Here is a 17,477-nt window from a genome sequence, read left to right as displayed (position 1 = left end):
TGAAGCAAGATGTTGACGGTCTACAATTGTATCGTGAACGAGCACGATTTGAGACTGGTTGCACTTGCCGCACTCATTTGCGCAATATCCTCATTTTCCGCGATAAACCTCCTCCGCCATGTCGATCGGTCGACCAATAAAAACCGGTTTGCCTGGCTGATGATTGCCGCTACGTCGACAGGATTCGGCATCTGGGCGACCCACTTCATCGCGATGATTGCGTTCTCGCCGGGAATACCGAACGCTTACAATGCGGAACTGTCAGTGCTTTCGCTTGCCGCCGCGGTCATCCTGACCGCCGCCGGCATGTGGATTGCCACCTTGCGCGGCGGCATCGATCACTATCTTGTCGGCGGTGCCGTGCTCGGCGCCGGCATCGCCACTATGCACTACACCGGCATGGCGGCGTTCGAGGTCCAGGGCCGGATCGTCTGGGATCAGCTCCTGGTCGCCATCTCGCTGATGGCCGGCGTCACGCTCGCCGCGCTCTCGCTTCTCGTCGTGCTGCGCCGGCCGTCGACATCAGGGACAATCGGCGCCGCCGTGCTTTTGACGCTGGCGATCTGCACCCTGCATTTCATCGCCATGGCCGCGGTGTCGATCTATCCGGATAGCTCGATAGAAATATCCCAATATACGGTCGAGCCGATGTCGCAGGCCTTCGCCGCCGCGGCGGCCAGCCTGGTGATCCTCGTGCTTTCGGCCGCAGCCCTTTGGATCGACCTGCGTTTCCGTCGCCACAAGGTCGAAGCCGATCGCATGCACGGCCTGGCAAACGCCGCCGTCGAGGGTCTTATCGTCTGCGACGGCGCCCGCATCGTCAGCGCCAACGACAGCATCGCGGCACTGACCGGCATCGCGGCCGGCACGCTGAACACGATGCTGCTCGGCGATCTGTTCGGCGAGCGTGCCGCATCGAGCATGGCCGACCGACAGGCTCAGGAAGCCGAGTTGAGAAGCCATGACGGAACCAGCATTCCCGTGGAGTTGATCGCCAGAAGTATCGACTATTGCGGCAAGCCGCATAGCGTGGTTGCGGTTCGCGATATTCGCGAACGCAAGAAGGCGGAACAGGAGATCCTTCGCCTCGCTCATTTCGATCCGCTGACCGGGCTTGCCAATCGCCGCAGCTTTTCCAGCCGGCTCGAAGCGGAAATCGCCGCGGCGAGCCGGGGCGGGAAAAGCGGGTACCTTGCGCTTCTGTTGCTCGATCTCGATCGGTTCAAGGAGGTGAACGACCTTTTCGGGCATGCCGCCGGCGACGCCATGCTGCAAAAGGTTGCACACTGTGTTTCCGGCCTCCTTCGCCACGGGCAGATGCTGGCGCGCCTCGGCGGCGACGAATTCGCCATCATTGCTCCTAATCTCGCCGACCCCCAGGCGGCCGGGCGGATCGCCGACAGCGTGCTTGCCGCGATGCGTGAGGAAAACAGGCTTTCGGTCGGTGGCGGTCTCGTGTCGGCCAGCATCGGCATCGCCCTCTACCCGCTGGACGCAGATGAACCGGCCAGCCTCATCAGCCATGCCGACACCGCACTCTACCGCGCCAAGGCCGAGGGCAAGGATACTTACCGGTATTTCGAGGCCTCGATGGGCGCCGAGGCGCGCGACCGGCGGGTGATGGAGCATGAGCTGCGCCAGGCGATCGCACGCGACGAGTTTCGTCTCGTCTACCAGCCACAGATGGAGATCAGCAGTGGCAGGATGCTAGGGTTCGAAGCCTTGATCCGGTGGCGGCATCCGCAACACGGTGACGTGTCCCCGGCAATGTTCATTCCGGTGGCCGAGGACAGTGGAACCATCATGCAGATCGGCGAATGGGTATTGGCAACGGCCTGCGAGGAAGCCGTTCGCTGGAAGAACCCGCTGACGGTCGCGGTCAATGTCTCGGCGGTGCAGCTTCACAATCCGAATTTCAGCCGCAAGGTCCATGAGGTCCTGCTTCGCTCCGGCCTTGCGCCGGGCAGGCTCGAAATCGAAATCACCGAAACGGCGCTGGTCAAGGACATGCCGCGCGCATTAGCGACCTTGCGACAGGTCAAGGCGCTTGGCGTGCGCGTGGCCATGGACGATTTCGGCACAGGCTACTCGTCGCTTTCCAACCTCCGCGCCTTCCCTTTCGACAAGATCAAGATCGATGGCTCCTTCATCAAATCGGTCGACAAGAACGGCCAGGTTGCGGCCATCGTGCGCGCGGTGCTCGGGCTCGGGCGCGGTCTCGGCCTGCCGGTTCTGGCGGAAGGTGTCGAGACGCTGGGCGAATTGAATTTCCTCGACGCTGAGGCGTGCGAGATCGGGCAGGGCTACTATCTCGGCCGGCCAAGCCCGATCGAGGCGTTCGGCGACCTCACGGGAGTGACGGCTCCGGTGGTTGATGACCACAGCCAAGGCGACCGAAGCCTCGTGATGCTGGAACCTGTCCCGCTGTTGCGCTCAGTCTGATCCAAGTGCCGTCTCGACCAGCCGCCTGGCGTCCGGCCCCGACCATTCGGCCGGGCCGTTCATATGCGCGATCAGGCAACCTTCACCGTCGATCAGCATGGTGACCGGCAAGCCGAGTGCCAGGCCGCGTGTCTTGACCTCGTTGAACAGCCCCATCGTCGCATCGCGATAGTAGCCGAGTGCTTCGACACCAGTCTCTTTGAGGAACTTCTTCGGCTTGACGTCGTCGCCGGCATCGACATTGACCGCGACGACCTGGAAGACGTCGCTGCCCTTTTCCTTCTGCAGCGCATCCAGCGCCGGCATTTCGGCGCGGCAAGGCGCGCACCATGTCGCCCACAGATTGAGCAGCACCGTCTTGCCGGCATGGTCGGCGATCGTCATCGGCTTGCCGTCCGGACCGTTGAAGGCGAGGCTTTTCAGCGACTGCGGCGGATCGGCCGGCAAAAGCGCGGCAACCTGGCCGGTGGCCGCCGCGGCAACCTTCTTGGCGCGCTCGCTCTTGGCGGCGCAGGCGACATCGTCCTTGCTGTCGCCGACAGCGATCTGTGCCGGAGCGTTGTTGCCAGAACCGCTCTCGCTGACATATACCGCGACCGCGCCAGCCAGCACGCCTGCCACCAAAGCGGCGAGGATCAGGCGCGGGGCTGGGAAGAATCTATTGCCGTCTGCCATTTTCTAAAAACTGCTCCGGAGCACGGGTTATAGCGATGAGCGACAAGAAGGCCAGCAACCAGATGTGGGGCGGACGTTTTGCCTCGGGTCCGGCCGCGATCATGGAAGCGATCAACGCGTCGATTTCGTTCGACCGCAAACTCTATGCTCAAGATATCAGAGGCTCGATCGCCCACAGCCAGATGCTGGCGCAAACGGGCATTATTTCGGCGGCCGATCAAGAAAAAATCGCTCACGGGCTGAACACGATTCTGAAAGAGATCGAGGCCGGCACATTCGAATTCTCGACCCGGCTGGAAGACATCCACATGAATGTCGAGGCCCGGCTTGCCGATCTGATCGGCCCGGCCGCCGGCCGCCTGCACACCGCCCGCTCGCGCAACGACCAAGTGGCGGTCGACCTCAGGCTATGGGTCAAGGACGAATGCTTTCGCGTTGCCGAGGCGTTGAAGGGCCTGATCGCGGCCTTCCTGGAACGGGCCGAAGAGCATGCGGCAACGGTAATGCCGGGCTTCACCCACATGCAGGCGGCGCAGCCGGTGACCTTCGGCCATCATTGCATGGCCTATGTCGAGATGTTTGCGCGCGACCTGTCGCGCGTCCGCGACGCCATCGAGCGGATGGACGAAAGCCCGCTAGGCGCCGCCGCCCTTGCCGGCACCAGCTTTCCGATCGACCGCCACCAGACGGCAAAAAGCCTCGGTTTCCGCGAGCCTATGCGCAATTCGCTGGACAGTGTTTCGGACCGCGATTTCGCGCTGGAGTTCCTCGCCATGGCGGCGATCTGCGCCACGCATCTGTCGCGGCTGGCCGAAGAGATCATCATCTGGTCGACGCCGCAATTCGGCTTCGTCAGGCTGTCGGATAGCTTTTCCACCGGCTCCTCGATCATGCCGCAGAAGAAGAACCCCGACGCCGCCGAACTGGTGCGCGGTAAGACCGGCCGCGTCACCGGCCATCTGGTCGGCCTTTTGACGGTGATGAAGGGCATGCCGCTGACCTATGGCAAGGACATGCAGGAAGACAAGGAATCCGTATTCGACGCCGCCGAGACACTCGACCTGATGCTGGCGGCGATGACCGGCATGGTGCGCGACATGACGGTCAATGCGGCCGCGATGAAAAAGGCCGCCGGCGCCGGCTATTCCACTGCGACCGACCTTGCCGACTGGCTGGTGCGCACGCTCGGCCTGCCGTTCCGCGAGGCGCATCACGTCACCGGCCGCGCCGTGGCGCTGGCCGAAGAGAAAAAAATCGGCCTGGACAGGCTGTCGCTGGAGGACTTGCAGTCCATAAACCCCGGCATCACCGCCGACATCTTCTCGGTGCTTGCCGTACAGAATTCCGTGAAAAGCCGCGTGAGCTTCGGCGGCACCGCGCCGTCTGAAGTGAGGAAGCAGATCCGCACCTGGAAAAAGCGGCTGGCGAAAGCATAGGCCGGGGTGCAATGCGCCGAAAACTCGGCTAAAAGCAGCGGCGGACAAAGAGTTTCGGACGGATGGATCGATGACCGGAAGCAGGATTTTGGTGACGCTGACGGTGCTTGCGGCGCTTACCGCCGTTACGGCCTGCGGCAGGAAGGCCGGTCTCGACACGCCTTACGAAGCGGCCGTGCAGGCACGCAAGGATGCCGAGCGGGCCAAGCAGCCTGTGCCGCCCGAGCCGGAAAAACCGGTCGAGGACAAGAAGTTCATTCTCGACCCGCTTCTCTGACCTTTCCGGAACCACTCTCGTGAACCATTTCGACTACCGCGACGGCGTGCTGCATGCCGAGGACGTGGCGATACCAGATATCGCCGCAAACGTCGGCACGCCGTTCTACTGCTATTCGACAGCAACGCTGACCAGGCATTTCCGCGTCTTTGCGCAAGCCTTTGCCGGGCTCGACACGCTGGTCTGCTACGCCATGAAGGCGAATTCCAACCAGGCGGTGCTGCGCACTCTGGCAAGACTCGGCGCCGGCGCCGACGTGGTCTCGGAAGGCGAATTGCGCCGTGCCTTGGCCGCCGGCATTCCGGCCAACAAGATCCTGTTTTCAGGCGTCGGCAAGACCGCCCGCGAGATGGACTTCGCGCTCGAGGCCGGCATCCTCTGCTTCAACGTCGAATCCGAACCCGAGCTCGACTTGCTGTCGGCGCGCGCCGCAGCCCTTGGCAAGGTGGCGCCGATCTCGCTGCGCATCAATCCAGACGTCGACGCCAAGACCCACAAGAAGATCTCCACCGGCAAGGCCGAGAACAAGTTCGGCGTTCCCTGGCAGAAGGCGCGGCAGATCTATGCCCGCGCAGCGCAGCTGCCGGGCATCAGGATCACCGGCATCGACACCCATATCGGTAGCCAGATCACCGAGCTGCAGCCTTTCGATGATGCCTTCGCCCTGCTGGTCGAACTGGTCGGCGCCTTGCGCGCCGACGGGCACGCCATCGAGCATGTCGATCTCGGCGGCGGCCTCGGCATTCCCTACCGCGTCGACAACAGCCCGCCGCCGCTGCCCGACGCCTACGCGCAGATCGTCAGGAAGCATGTCACCAGGCTCGAACTGAAGGTGATGTTCGAGCCGGGCCGGCTGATCGTTGGCAATGCCGGCATCCTCGTCTCGGAGGTTATCTTCGTGAAGGAGGGCGACGCCAAGAATTTCCTTGTCGTCGACGCCGCCATGAACGATTTGATCCGGCCGACGCTCTATGACGCCTTCCACGAGATCAGGCCGGTGGTGCAGCAGCCGGCGGCGGCGCGCATGACGGTCGACGTGGTCGGACCGGTCTGCGAGACCGGCGACTATGTCGGCCTCGACCGTGACCTGCCCCGGCTGAAGTCGGGCGACCTCATCGCCATTTCCACCGCCGGCGCCTATGGCGCGGTACAGGCCGGCACCTACAACACCCGCTTGCTGGTGCCTGAGGTTCTGGTCGACGGCGACCGATTCCACGTCGTGCGTCCGCGCCAGACTTATGAAGAGCTGATCGGACTGGATTCAGTGCCCGACTGGCTGGAATAGGGCACCGACGCTGAATTCCAGGGCCGGTGCTTCAACCGTCTGAAGGAGCAGACCATGCCGACCACGATCACCCGCGAACGCATCGCCGCGATGGAGCCGCGTATCCGGCCCTTCGTGCGCCAGACGCCGGTGCTGCGCGTCGACATGGCCGATTTCGGCCGTCCGGCCCATGCCGTCGACCTGAAGCTCGAATGCCTGCAGCATTCCGGCTCGTTCAAGGCGCGAGGCGCCTTCACCAACCTTCTCGAACGTCCGGTGCCCAAGGCCGGCGTCGTCGCCGCATCGGGCGGCAACCATGGTGCGGCGGTCGCCTATGCCGCCATGCGACTTGGCCACAAGGCGACGATCTTCGTTCCCGAAGTCAGCCCTCAGGCCAAGCTGGACCGCATCCGCGGCTATGGCGCCGAACTGGTTGTCGGCGGCGCCCGCTATGCCGAGGCGCTGGCCGCCAGCGAAAGCTTTGCGCAAAAGTCCGGTGCGTTGCAGATCCATGCCTTCAACCAGGAGGAAACGCTGGTCGGCCAAGGCACGCTCGGGCTCGAAATCGAGGCCGAGCTGCCTGAACTCGACACGTTGCTGGTCGCGGTCGGCGGCGGCGGCCTGATCGGCGGCATCGCCGCCTGGTTCGCCGGCCGCATCCGCATCATCGCTGTCGAGCCCGAGGGGGCGCCGACACTTCATCTCGCCTTGGCGGCCGGCAAGCCTGTCGACGCACCGGCGGAAGGCATCGCCGCCGATTCGCTGGCCCCAAAACGCGTCGGCGAAATGATGTTCCCGATCGCCGAGGCCTTCGTCGAGCGCTCGATCCTGGTCAGCGACGACGACATCATCGCCTCGCAAAAAGCCCTGTGGGATCGGGTACGGATCATCTCCGAGCCGGGTGGTGCGGCCGCCTTCGCGGCGATTCTGTCCGGCCGCTACCAACCGTCGGTGGGCGAGCGTGTCGCCGTGCTGGTCTGCGGCGCCAACGCAAATCCGGCGAATTTCTAGCCGCAGCGACCACAAGACCTGTTCACGTTTTAACGACCCGCCTCGCCTTTGCCGTGTTTGCTGGTATTCTTCGAGTCGTGAGGTTCGGGCTATCCCGCCCGGACAGGAAGGGCCGATGACGCAACGACCCACTTCCAGCAGCGATCGCGGCCTGGCCGGGCGCCTTGCCTTGAGCCGGCTGGCGACGCGGGTCTCGATGATGGTCGAGCGTGGCTGGCCGTTGCTGCTGCCGCTGGTCATCGTCGCCAGCCTGTTCCTCAGCATCTCCTGGCTCGGTCTTTTCCCCCGCTTGCCCGATATGGTGCGCATCGGCCTGGTCGCGGCATTCGCCATCGCCGGCCTTGCCGCGCTCTATCCGCTGCGTTTCTTCAAGCTGCCGTCCGCTGCCGAGATCGACCGCCGCATCGAGGCGGCCAACAATTTGCTGCACAGCCCGGTGCTGGTGCAGACCGACCGGCCGAGCGGCAAGGAAAGCGGCTTTTCGCAAGCGCTGTGGCGCGAGCATCAGAAACGCATGGCCGACCAGCTCGGCAGCCTCGGGGCCGACCTGCCGCGCACGCGCGTGCCGGAGCGCGACCCATGGGGGCTGCGCGCCGTGGCAGCCCTTTTGTTGGTCACCGCCTTTGCCTTTTCCTACGGACCGTCGGGCGGCCGGATAAGCGACGGCTTCAATGCCCATGCGGCACGCGACACGGTGCCGCCGCGCATCGATGCCTGGGTGACGCCGCCGGCCTATACCGGCAAGCCACCGGTGTTCCTCACCGCTGACGCCAACCAGGCCGCCTTGACCTTCAACGTTCCGCAAGGCAGCGACGTCTCGCTGCGTGTCACCGGCGGTTCGGGCGAGGAAACACTGAGCTACGCCGACGCCAGCGGCAACGCCCGCACCATCGACCCGGCCGGACCGAAAGCCACCACCGCCAAGCCGGCGGCGGCGGCTACGCCCAAGCTGCGCCAGTTTACCGGCAAGCTGACGACCGACGGCACGCTGACGCTGAAATCGGGCGAGGCCGACCTCGGCCACTGGGCTTTCACAGTGATCCCGGACAAGCCACCGCAGATCCACTTCGTCGGTGAACCAAAGCGTGCCGCCAACGGCGCCTTCGAACTCAGCTACCAGATCGACGACGATTATGGCGCGGCCACCGGCAAGGCGGTTTTCGCGCTGGCCGACCCGCAGGCGCCCAACGCCCATCCGCTCTATGGCCCGCCCGAACTACCGCTGTCGCTGCCGCGCCGCGGCGGTAAGACCAACATTGCCAAGACCACCAAGGACCTGACCGAGCACGTCTGGGCCGGCGACAGCATCAAGCTGACGCTGGTCGCCACCGACGATGCCGGACATACCGCAACCAGCGAGACCAAGACGCTGGTGATGCCGGAGCGGCCGTTCTCCAATCCGTTGGCAAGGGCGGTGATCGAGCAGCGCCGCCTGCTGGCGCTCGACGCCAACGCTAAGAGCCATGCGCTCGACCTGATGGACGCGATCACCATCCGCCCCGAAGACACCTTCGACAACATGGCGCACTACCTCGCCATCATGAGCGCCCGCAGCCGGCTCAAGATGGCCGACAGCGATGACCAGCTGCGCAACGAGGTGTCCTATCTCTGGGAAATCGCGCTCGGCATCGAGGAAGGCAATTTGTCGGCGGCCGAGAAGCGGCTGCGCCAGGCGCAGCAGGCGCTGCAGGACGCCATCAAGAACGGCGCCAGCGATGCGGAAATCGAAAAGGCGATGAAGGAACTGCGCGAGGCGATGAACGAGTTCCTGCAGGAATTCGCGCAGCGCGCGCAGCAGAATCCGAACGCGCCGCAGATGCAGCAGAACGGCCAGGAACTGCGCCAGAGCGATATCGACCGCATGATGGACCAGATCGAGAATCTGGCGAAATCAGGCGATCGCGACAAGGCGCAGGAGCTGCTGTCGCAACTGCAGGACATGATGAACAATCTGCAGGCCGGACGCCAGCAGCAGGGCGACCAGCAAGACAGCGAGATGCGCCAGCAGATGGACAAGTTGGGCGAGATCATGCGGCGCCAGCAGGAGATGATGAACGACACTTTCCGCATGGACCAGATGCAGCGCGGCCAGCGCCAGCGCGGCCAGAACCGCGACGAGCAGCTCGGCGAAAATGGCGGTGGTGGACAGGATCAGGACAAGCCCGGCCAGGGTGACGACCGCGACCCGCTCGCCCGGCAGAAGCCGATGACGCCGCAAGAGTTCGCCGACGCGCTGAAGCAGTTGCAGGAAGGCCAGGGCAAGCTGCAAAGTGACCTCGATCAGCTGAAGAAGGGTCTTGAAGGCCTGGGCATGGAGCCCAATGAAGGATTTGGAGAGGCCGGCAAATCGATGGGCAATGCCGAACAGGCGCTTGGCGAGGGCCAGGGCGACCAGGCAGTCGGCCATCAGGGCCGCGCGCTGGAGGCGCTGCGCAAGGGCGCCAAGGACATGATGAAGCAGTTGCAGGCCATGCAGGGCGACCAGGGCGGCAGCGAGCAAGGCGGCCGCCAGCAGGACGCCGACCGCGATCCGCTCGGCCGGCCGCGCGCCACCAACGGTCCTGACGACGGCAGCTCGGTGAGGGTGCCGGACGAAATCGACGTGCAGCGCGCGCGCCAGATCCTCGAAGCGATCCGCAAGCGGCTGGGCAACGCGCTCAGCCCCGATATCGAGCGCAGCTATCTCGAGCGGCTGCTGGAGCTGAAGTAACCACCCCTGTCCCAGTCTATCGAACGGTTGCAACGCCATGCCGAAAGTCGGCGCGATAACCCCCATCCTGCGCATCTTCGACATCGCCAAGGCTCAGGAATTCTATGTCGGTTTTCTTGGCTTCGAAATCCAATGGGAGCACCGCTTCGACGACAACGCGCCACTCTACATGGCGGTCCGTCGCGACGGCTGCATCCTGCATCTCAGCGAACATCACGGTGACGGTGCGCCGGGCGCGGCCTTGCGCATTCAAGTCGAGGACATCGCGGCACTGCATCGCGAGTTGATCGGCAAGAAATACCGCTTTGCGCGGCCCGGTCTCGAAGACACGCCGTGGAAGAGCCGCGAGATATCGGTTGCCGATCCGTTCGGCAACCGGCTGCATTTCTACGAGGAAGCGGCTGGCTGACCCTGCCCGTTGACGAACGCCTCGCGGATCGCCTCCTCCATGCCGTCGATCGCCTCGCCGAAAGCATTCGGGTTGCGATGCATAACCACGTTCGAGGAATCGATATCGCCGAACCCATCGGCGGACGTCAGTTCACGGCAGCCGTCCGGAATGTTGCTGCGCGAAATCGGCGCGATTGCCAGCCCTGAGGTGACAGCGAGTTTCAGACCGCCAGTGGTGTCGCTGGTGTAAGCGACACGATAGGCAAGGCCGCGCTGCTCCAGCGATTTGATGGCGAAGTCCTTGCACCAGCCTGCACGGTTGTAGAGGGCGATCGGCACCGGCCGCTCCTCATGCATGTGATGCAGGTTCGATGTCACCCACACCGTCGGGTCGTGCATCAGCACCTCGCCGCCGGAAGGGTCCTGCCATTCGAACACCACACAGAGATCGAGTTCGCCGGCGGCGAGCGCCGTCATCTGCGCTCCCGAATGGGCGTAGCGCACTGTCACCTCGACCTTGGTGTGACGTTTCGAAAATGCGCCGAGCGCGCGTGACAGGATGGCGTGGCCATACTCCTCGGGAATGCCAATGCGCACCGGCCCGCCAAGCGGCGCCGCAGCCATCGACGCCGCTGTCTCATCGAGCAGGGAGACGATGCGGCGGGCGTTGGCGATGAGCTCACCGCCACGCCGCGTCAGCGCCACGCCGCGCGAGCCGCGCTCGAACAAGCTGTCGCCGACCATGCCTTCGAGCTTCTTCATCTGCATCGAAACCGCCGACTGGGTGCGGCCTGCCTGCTCGGCCGCCTTGGTAAAATTGCCGGTCTCCGCCACCGCGACGAAGGTGCGCAGGAGATCGCTGTCTAGCGTCGGTTTCATGATTGCCGCCATAAGAAAATCTGATTGCTGGCATCATTCCAATTCGTTTGCAACATGTCAAACGTCGGACGATAGTCAGCTTACCCATTGGATATGCGACTGCGAAATCGGCCGCGGACCAATATGAAAGAGTCCTCACTCGTACCCGCTGCCCGAAACGGTGGCGGGTTCTTTTTACCTCAAGGCAGGCCGGCTTTTCGGGCGGCACGCGAACGGTTGGAACGACATGCAGAACCGGATCGTCCTTGGCATCATAAGCCTCTGCCTTGGCGTGCTGGTGTTCTCGCTCCAGGATCCGCTGGTCAAGGCCGTGTCGGGCACCTATCCGGTGACCGAAGTGATGGCCATCCGCTCGATCGTCGCGCTGCCGATCCTGATCTTTCTCGTCCACATCGATGTCGGCTTGCCGGCGATCCTGTCAAAGCGGTTTGGCATGCTGACGACGCGCGCCTTCATCCAGTTCTCATCCTACACGATCTACTATCTGGCCATCGCTGCCTTGCCACTGGCCGACGCGGTGGCGCTCTACTTCATGGCGCCGTTGTGCATCATGGCGCTGGCCGGGCCTTATCTTGGCGAACGCGTCTCCTGGAAGACACTCGCCACCGTCCTGATCGGCATGCTCGGCGTTCTCGTGATGTTGCAGCCCGGCGCCGGGCTGTTCGACTGGGCGGCGCTGCTGTCGCTCGGCTCTGCGGTTCTCTACGGCTTTTCGCAGCTGATGGCGCGCAAGATCGGCGATACTGAATCCTCAACGGTGATGGCGTTCTATCAAAACGGCGCTTATCTGGTCGGCGCCGCGGTGGTCGCCGGCATGTTCCGGCTGGCCGGCATCACCCACGCCGTCCATCCCAGCCTCGAATTCCTGGTGCGGCCATGGATCTGGCCGGCGACCCCGGATTTTCTGAAGATGGCCGCCTGCGGTTTCGTCGCCTCGGCCGGCATGATCCTTTTGTCACAAGGCTATCGGCTGGCGCCTGCCAACCGCGTCGCCACCTTCGAATACACCGGCATCATCTGGTCGCCGCTGTGGGGTTTCCTGTTCTTTGCCGAAGTGCCGCGATCGACAACTGCGATCGGCGCGGCCCTGATCGTCGGCGCCGGTCTGCTGGCGCTCAACGCCGAACGGAGCAAGGGCACAGCGCCAGCGCTTGTTGCAACCAGCGACACGGCATGACCATCAAGCGAAGCAGGCGAGCGCCTTTTCGACGCGGGCACGGATTTCGGCCAGCGTGAACGGCTTCTGCACGACGTCGAGAATGATGCCGTTCAGCTCCTCGGCGCGCTCACGCTGGTCGGCATAGCCGGTCATCAGCAGGATCTTCATCGTCGGGAAAAGTGCGGCCGCCGCCTTGGCCATCTCGATGCCGTCCATCTCCGGCATGCGGATGTCGGAGACGACGAGGTCGTAGCCGCCACGGGCCGCACGGATCAGGCCAAGCCCTTGCGCGCCATCGGCGGCAACGGTGACCGAATGCCCGGCGCGTTCAAGCGCGCGGGCGGCGAGGGTGCGGACGGATTCATCGTCCTCGACGATCAGAAGCTTTGCCATGGGCAGGATACTTGCCGGGGAAAAGTTGACTTTTCCTGAAGGCGCCGAGGGTCCTTGAGACCTTTCCAGAATTCGCTCCGGTGAGTCAGATGGCGTGGTTTTTCGAGAACCGGAGCGCAGCGGACATTCAAGTCCGTGAGCACCGGAAGCGCAGAAAACCGCGCCAGGTGGCCGCCGGAGTAGAATTATCAAAAGGTCTCAGGCGTCGCCTTTGACGATGCCGACGAATGGCAATTCGCGAAAGGCGTGGGCGACATCCATGCCGTAGCCGACGACGAAATAGTCCGGGCAGTCGAAGCCGACATAGTCGGCATTGAGCGCGGTCTGGCGGCGCATGCGCTTGTCGAGCAGAACGGCAATGGCGCAGCTCTTGGCGCCGCGCGACAGCATCAGCTCGCGGGTGAAGCTCAGCGTCTTGCCGGATTCGAGAATGTCGTCGATCAAAAGCACGTCGCGGCCGGCGACCTCGTTGTCGATGTCGCGCAACACCCTCACCTCGCCGCTGGTGGTGCCGGCGCCGTAGCTGGAAATGAAGATGAACTCGACCTCGGGCGACAGGCCGACATCGTGCATAGCGCGAATGAGATCGGCGGCGAAGATGAACGAGCCTTTCAGCACCGAGATCACCAGGAGATCATGGTAATCGTGTTCGGCGATCTCCTTGGCGAGCTCCAGATTGCGCCGCGCGATGGCGGACGCTGAGAACAGGACTTCGATGTCCTTGCCGCGCACGACTGGCATTTTTTGCCCTCCAAGATGGTTCGCCCATGACACCCGTCGCGCCAGGGTGGGTTGAGATTCAGGTCAGGCCGGCATCACCTGAATATCAATCCACCCTAGTCGGCGAAGGCGACCGACACGGTCCTTACCCCGCTTCTAGGCAGGTCGAGGCGGCTGGCAAAGCCAAATCTTTCGCCCGGCGCCAGCGAACGGTCGGATGTCCCCAACCTATAGCGGGTGATGTGGCTGTCATTGCCGGTGACGCGGATTTCCAGCGCCGGCAATTGCGCGGGCCTGGCCCCGTCATTGGCAGCTTCGCCATCGACGAACAGGATTGGCGTGGGCCCGGATGCGTCGACGCGCGAGGTGACGCCTGAAAGGCGAAGTGTGGCACCAGCCGGCTGTGCGGCAGCCCAGAACGGCGTCTGACGCACCAGCGCGTGGCCGCCCGAGACCCAGAAGGCGCCCAGTGCCGCGCCGACACCGGCAATCCAGAAGATCGGCCCGCCGCGCGCCGCCGGTAGCCGGCCCGGCGCTGTCTCCGGCTTGCGCAGCATATCCATGCCTTCGATCGACGGCGCGGCAATGCTGCGCGGCTGCGGCGACGGCGAGGCTTCCGCCGTCGCGGCAAAGCGCGGCAGCACCTCATAGTCGGCATCGATGATGTCAGCCGCCGGTCCACGCATGATGTGTTCCGGTGCGGGAGCCGAACCGGTCATGATTTCGCCGGAAACCGGGCGCGCCGTTCGATCTTCAGCCATCATGGCCCCAGTATTGCTACACGTTCGCTCTTCGTTTCTTTTGCGTAAACGGAAATGGTTAACGCTTCCCCACCGGAACCTCAGTGCCGACCCGAAAAAGCCCCAAAATTAACCAAGGGTTAACCATGCCGGCCGATGGTCTTTTTACAGAAATGGCTGGCTCGTTGCCGCCGAGAGTTTCAGGTCGTCGAACGTGATCCGCTTCGAAAATGTCGGCCTCCGCTATGGCATGGGTCCGGAAATCCTCCGCGACATCTCACTGCACATTCCGGAGCGCTCCTTCCAGTTCCTGAGCGGGCCTTCGGGCGCCGGCAAGACGACGCTGCTGCGCCTTTTGTTCATGTCGCTGAAGCCGACACGCGGGCTGATCACCATCTTCGGCAAGGACCGTTCGCGCATCTCGCGCAGCGAGCTGCCGCATCTGAGGCGCCGCATCGGCGTGGTGTTCCAGGATTTTCGCCTGCTCGACCACATGACCACCTATGAGAATGTGGCGCTGCCGCTGCGCGTGCGCGGGCGCGAGGAAGCAAGCTACCGCACCGACGTCACCGAGCTGTTGAAATGGGTCGGGCTTGGCGAGCGTATGCATGTGCTGCCGCCGGTGCTGTCCGGCGGCGAAAAACAGCGCGCCGCGATCGCCCGCGCACTCATCGAACAGCCCGAGATCCTGCTTGCTGACGAACCGACCGGCAATGTCGATCCGCCGCTGGCGCGCCGGCTTTTGCGGCTGTTCATCGAGCTCAACCGGCTGGGCACCGCTGTGGTGATCGCAACCCACGACCTCGGCCTGATGGAACAGGTCGACGCGAGGCGCATGATCCTGGCCGGCGGAAGGCTGGACGTCTATGACTGAGTTGTCCGCCGAACATCTTCATGAGCAGCCCGCCGAGACGGCCGGCGTGGCGGAACGCGCGCAGCGCAAGATGGCGCCGATCGTGCCGGCGCAGAACATTGCCGGCCGGGCGCTGGTGCTGGTCATCGCCATCATGACCTTCCTGTCGTGCCTGACCTTCGGCGCGGTGACGCTGGTGCGCGACACGGCTTCGGTATGGGAGAACCAGATTTCGCGCGAGGCGACGATCCAGATCAAACCGGTCGACGGCCTCGACATGGAGGCAGCCCTTGCCCAGGCCTCGCAGATCGCCGGCGAATTCCCCGGCGTGAAGGCCACCCAGATCATCGACCGCGAGGCAACGGCCCGCCTGCTGGAGCCGTGGCTGGGCTCAGGCCTGAACATCGACGAGCTGCCGGTGCCGCGTCTGATCATCGTCACCATCGATGAGAACAGCCCGCCCGACTTCGCCGCCATGCGCGCGGCGATCACCCCCAAACTGCCGAGCGCCTCGCTCGACGATCATCGCACCTGGGTCGACCGGCTGGTCGCCATGGCCCGCACGACCGTGACCATCGGCATCGCCGTGCTGGCGCTGATGCTGTCGGCAACCGTGCTGACGGTGGTGTTCGCGACGCGCGGCGCCATGGCCGGCAACGGCCACATCATCGAAGTGCTGCATTTCGTCGGCGCCGAGGCACGCTTCATCGCGCGCGAGTTCCGCCGGCACTTTCTCGTCACCGGTATGAAGGGTGCAGCCGCCGGCGGCGCCGCCGCGATCCTCGTCTTCATCGTCTTTTCCTGGTGGTCGTCTCGCAACATGGCAACGCCGCAGGCCGACCAGGCGACTGCTTTGTTCGGCAATTTCGCCATCGGCTCGGCCGGCTATCTCGGTGTCGGCCTGATGGTGCTGGTGATCGGTGCGCTGACGGCGGCAACGTCGCACGCCACCGTCGTCGCCTATCTCAGCGACATCGATGTTCGCCAACCGGATGGAGGCTGATGCGTGTCGCCCAAGAGTGGGAACCGCGTTTGTGGCAACGACATGCATCCGGGAAAGGATCACGGATGAAGACTGCCGTAACGCAATGTGCGCTTTTTTTCCTACCAAAGGCCGCATTTCAGGATTAACCATAGGATGATGGACGCGGATTCGACCGGGACGGTTGGACAGATGCCAGTGGTGGTTGCCCGTTCGCATGAACGCGGCAGGCCGAGCCGTTTGATGGCCGCGTTGCGTATTTCCGTTCTCACCCTGCTTCTGCTGGTAGCCTTGTTTGCCGGCGGCTTCGGCTGGTTCGCCAACACCGTCAGCCATCTGACGACCCCGGCCAATCCGGCAAAGGCCGACGCCATCATCGTGCTCACCGGCGGCCAGTCACGCCTCGACGCGGCGATGGAGTTGCTCGCTTCAGGCAAGGGCGCGCGGCTGCTGATCAGCGGCGTTCATCCCTCCGCCAGCCGCCGTCAGCTGCAGGCCGCGACCGGTGGCGACAAGGCGCTGTTTTCCTGCTGTGTCGACATCGACCGTGCCGCGCTCGACACCATCGGCAATGCCGAGGAGAGCGCCAAATGGGTGGAGAGCCACGCCTACGGCACCGTCATCCTGGTCACCAACAACTACCACATGCCACGCAGCCTGCTGGAAATGAGCCGGCTGCTGCACGGCGCCAAGCTCGAACCCTATCCGGTGGTCAACAGCAACCTCGACAATGGCGGCTGGCTGACCAAGCCTGAAGCGCTGCGCGTGCTCTTGACCGAATACAGCAAATATCTTCTGGCGCTGGCGCGCGGCATCGTACCGCTTCGCCAGACTGCTGACGGCATCGCGCTGGCCGAGGTTTCAACGGCCAAGGACTGAGCATCACCCCATGGCGCTGGTCGCGCCACGCAGGCGCGCGATCTCCTGTTCGAGACGTTCGATCCGCTTGTCGCGTTCGGCAAGTGCTGCCGCCACGTCGGCGGCCTCGAAACGCTGCGGAATGTGCTGCGGGCAATTGGAATCCCAGGCCGAAACCGTAAACAGGATGACCTGCTCGGGGCGCGCCTTGTAGTCTTGCGGCATCAGTCTCGCCAGCAGCTCGGCATCATCCTCGACGACGCGCGCCGTGCCCCAGATCTTGATGCGCTGCTGGTGGGCATAGTCGATCAGGAACAGGAAGGCCTGCGGATTGTCGTTCAGATTGCCCTGGGTGATGAATTGCTTGTTGCCGGAAAAATCCGCGAAGCCGATCGTGTGCGCGTCCAACACCTTGAGGAACCCTGCGGGCCCGCCGCGGTGCTGGATGTAGGGCTGGCCGTCGGCGTTGGCGGTCGACAGGAAGATGCTGGTCTGCGCCTCGATGAAGGTGGCGATGTCCGGTGTGATGTGAGCTTGCCAGCCGCCGCGCTCCTCGACGCGGGCATAGGCCTGGCGCGAGCCCTTGCGGGTCTGGATCGCCTTGATGGTCGGCGTAAAGGCGACGTCGCTGGTGAAAGCATGAGCGTTCATGGAAGCCTCCTTCAAGGCCGAACTGCCGGCCGATACC

The 17,477-nt window shown here is 64.0% G+C and carries 17 protein-coding genes; 11 read left to right on the top strand and 6 right to left on the bottom strand.

Annotated elements, in window-relative coordinates; all coding sequences use genetic code 11:
* Positions 1–9 precede the first annotated feature (9 nt).
* Positions 10–2,442 carry a putative bifunctional diguanylate cyclase/phosphodiesterase gene (locus tag AC1DX6_RS24735; protein ID WP_477318176.1) on the top strand — a complete coding sequence of 811 codons (2,433 nt, stop codon included), beginning with the start codon at positions 10–12 and terminating at the stop codon, positions 2,440–2,442.
* Here the strand turns inward: AC1DX6_RS24735 and tlpA are convergent.
* A complete protein-coding gene (gene tlpA, locus AC1DX6_RS24730) occupies positions 2,434–3,117 on the bottom strand; it encodes a thiol:disulfide interchange protein TlpA (RefSeq protein ID WP_477318174.1) in 684 nt (227 codons plus the stop codon). The two genes, AC1DX6_RS24735 and tlpA, sit on opposite strands and share 9 nt — an antisense overlap.
* A gap of 35 nt (positions 3,118–3,152) precedes the next feature.
* Here tlpA and argH point away from each other — a divergent pair, with 35 nt between their 5' ends.
* From argH to AC1DX6_RS24700, 6 genes are all read left to right on the top strand, one after another.
* Complete coding sequence (argH, locus tag AC1DX6_RS24725; RefSeq protein ID WP_477318172.1) at positions 3,153–4,553, top strand: argininosuccinate lyase; 1,401 nt, start codon at positions 3,153–3,155, stop codon at positions 4,551–4,553.
* Between the two features lie 70 nt (positions 4,554–4,623).
* Positions 4,624–4,830 (top strand): hypothetical protein, encoded by a 207-nt coding sequence (locus AC1DX6_RS24720; RefSeq protein ID WP_477318170.1) that lies wholly within the window; start codon positions 4,624–4,626, stop codon positions 4,828–4,830.
* A gap of 19 nt (positions 4,831–4,849) precedes the next feature.
* Positions 4,850–6,115: a diaminopimelate decarboxylase gene (gene lysA / locus AC1DX6_RS24715; RefSeq protein WP_477318168.1), complete on the top strand. Its 1,266-nt coding sequence runs from the start codon at positions 4,850–4,852 to the stop codon at positions 6,113–6,115.
* Positions 6,116–6,169: 54 nt separating this feature from the next.
* Positions 6,170–7,105 carry a threonine/serine dehydratase gene (locus tag AC1DX6_RS24710; RefSeq protein ID WP_477318166.1) on the top strand — a complete coding sequence of 312 codons (936 nt, stop codon included), beginning with the start codon at positions 6,170–6,172 and terminating at the stop codon, positions 7,103–7,105.
* Between the two features lie 115 nt (positions 7,106–7,220).
* Positions 7,221–9,815: a TIGR02302 family protein gene (locus tag AC1DX6_RS24705; protein ID WP_477318164.1), complete on the top strand. Its 2,595-nt coding sequence runs from the start codon at positions 7,221–7,223 to the stop codon at positions 9,813–9,815.
* A gap of 37 nt (positions 9,816–9,852) precedes the next feature.
* Positions 9,853–10,224, top strand: coding sequence for a glyoxalase superfamily protein (locus tag AC1DX6_RS24700; RefSeq protein WP_477318162.1), 372 nt, complete (start codon positions 9,853–9,855; stop codon positions 10,222–10,224).
* Here the strand turns inward: AC1DX6_RS24700 and AC1DX6_RS24695 are convergent.
* Positions 10,203–11,084 (bottom strand): LysR family transcriptional regulator, encoded by an 882-nt coding sequence (locus AC1DX6_RS24695; protein ID WP_477318160.1) that lies wholly within the window; start codon positions 11,082–11,084, stop codon positions 10,203–10,205. The two genes, AC1DX6_RS24700 and AC1DX6_RS24695, sit on opposite strands and share 22 nt — an antisense overlap.
* A 226-nt stretch (positions 11,085–11,310) precedes the next feature.
* On the opposite strand from AC1DX6_RS24695, the gene AC1DX6_RS24690 reads away from it, so the two are divergent.
* Positions 11,311–12,261 (top strand): DMT family transporter, encoded by a 951-nt coding sequence (locus AC1DX6_RS24690; protein WP_477318158.1) that lies wholly within the window; start codon positions 11,311–11,313, stop codon positions 12,259–12,261.
* A 3-nt stretch (positions 12,262–12,264) separates the two neighbouring features.
* Here AC1DX6_RS24690 and AC1DX6_RS24685 read toward each other — a convergent pair whose 3' ends face one another.
* The 3 genes from AC1DX6_RS24685 to AC1DX6_RS24675 form a co-directional block, all read right to left on the bottom strand.
* Complete coding sequence (locus tag AC1DX6_RS24685; RefSeq protein ID WP_477318156.1) at positions 12,265–12,636, bottom strand: response regulator; 372 nt, start codon at positions 12,634–12,636, stop codon at positions 12,265–12,267.
* Positions 12,637–12,834: 198 nt separating this feature from the next.
* Entirely contained in the window at positions 12,835–13,377 is a 543-nt protein-coding gene (gene hpt / locus AC1DX6_RS24680) for a hypoxanthine phosphoribosyltransferase (protein WP_477246541.1), read from the bottom strand.
* Between the two features lie 95 nt (positions 13,378–13,472).
* The gene (locus tag AC1DX6_RS24675) at positions 13,473–14,120 is read right to left on the bottom strand and encodes a hypothetical protein (RefSeq protein ID WP_477318154.1); all 648 of its coding nucleotides are present in this window, start codon (positions 14,118–14,120) and stop codon (positions 13,473–13,475) included.
* A 190-nt stretch (positions 14,121–14,310) separates the two neighbouring features.
* On the opposite strand from AC1DX6_RS24675, the gene ftsE reads away from it, so the two are divergent.
* The 3 genes from ftsE (at position 14,311) to AC1DX6_RS24660 (ending at position 16,810) form a co-directional block, all read left to right on the top strand.
* The gene (gene ftsE, locus AC1DX6_RS24670; RefSeq protein ID WP_006200215.1) at positions 14,311–14,970 is read left to right on the top strand and encodes a cell division ATP-binding protein FtsE; all 660 of its coding nucleotides are present in this window, start codon (positions 14,311–14,313) and stop codon (positions 14,968–14,970) included.
* Positions 14,963–15,952 carry a cell division protein FtsX gene (locus AC1DX6_RS24665; protein WP_477318151.1) on the top strand — a complete coding sequence of 330 codons (990 nt, stop codon included), beginning with the start codon at positions 14,963–14,965 and terminating at the stop codon, positions 15,950–15,952. The genes ftsE and AC1DX6_RS24665 overlap by 8 nt, the downstream gene beginning before the upstream one ends.
* Before the next feature lie 135 nt (positions 15,953–16,087).
* Positions 16,088–16,810, top strand: coding sequence for a YdcF family protein (locus AC1DX6_RS24660; protein WP_477318149.1), 723 nt, complete (start codon positions 16,088–16,090; stop codon positions 16,808–16,810).
* 3 nt (positions 16,811–16,813) lie between these two features.
* On the opposite strand, the gene AC1DX6_RS24655 is transcribed toward AC1DX6_RS24660, so the two are convergent.
* Entirely contained in the window at positions 16,814–17,440 is a 627-nt protein-coding gene (locus AC1DX6_RS24655; RefSeq protein ID WP_477318147.1) for a pyridoxamine 5'-phosphate oxidase family protein, read from the bottom strand.
* Positions 17,441–17,477 lie beyond the last annotated feature (37 nt).

Source organism: Mesorhizobium sp. P2_C4 (assembly GCF_056404575.1).
Note: the sequence above shows the minus strand (reverse complement) of the source record. Positions and strands in the feature narration are given on the sequence as shown.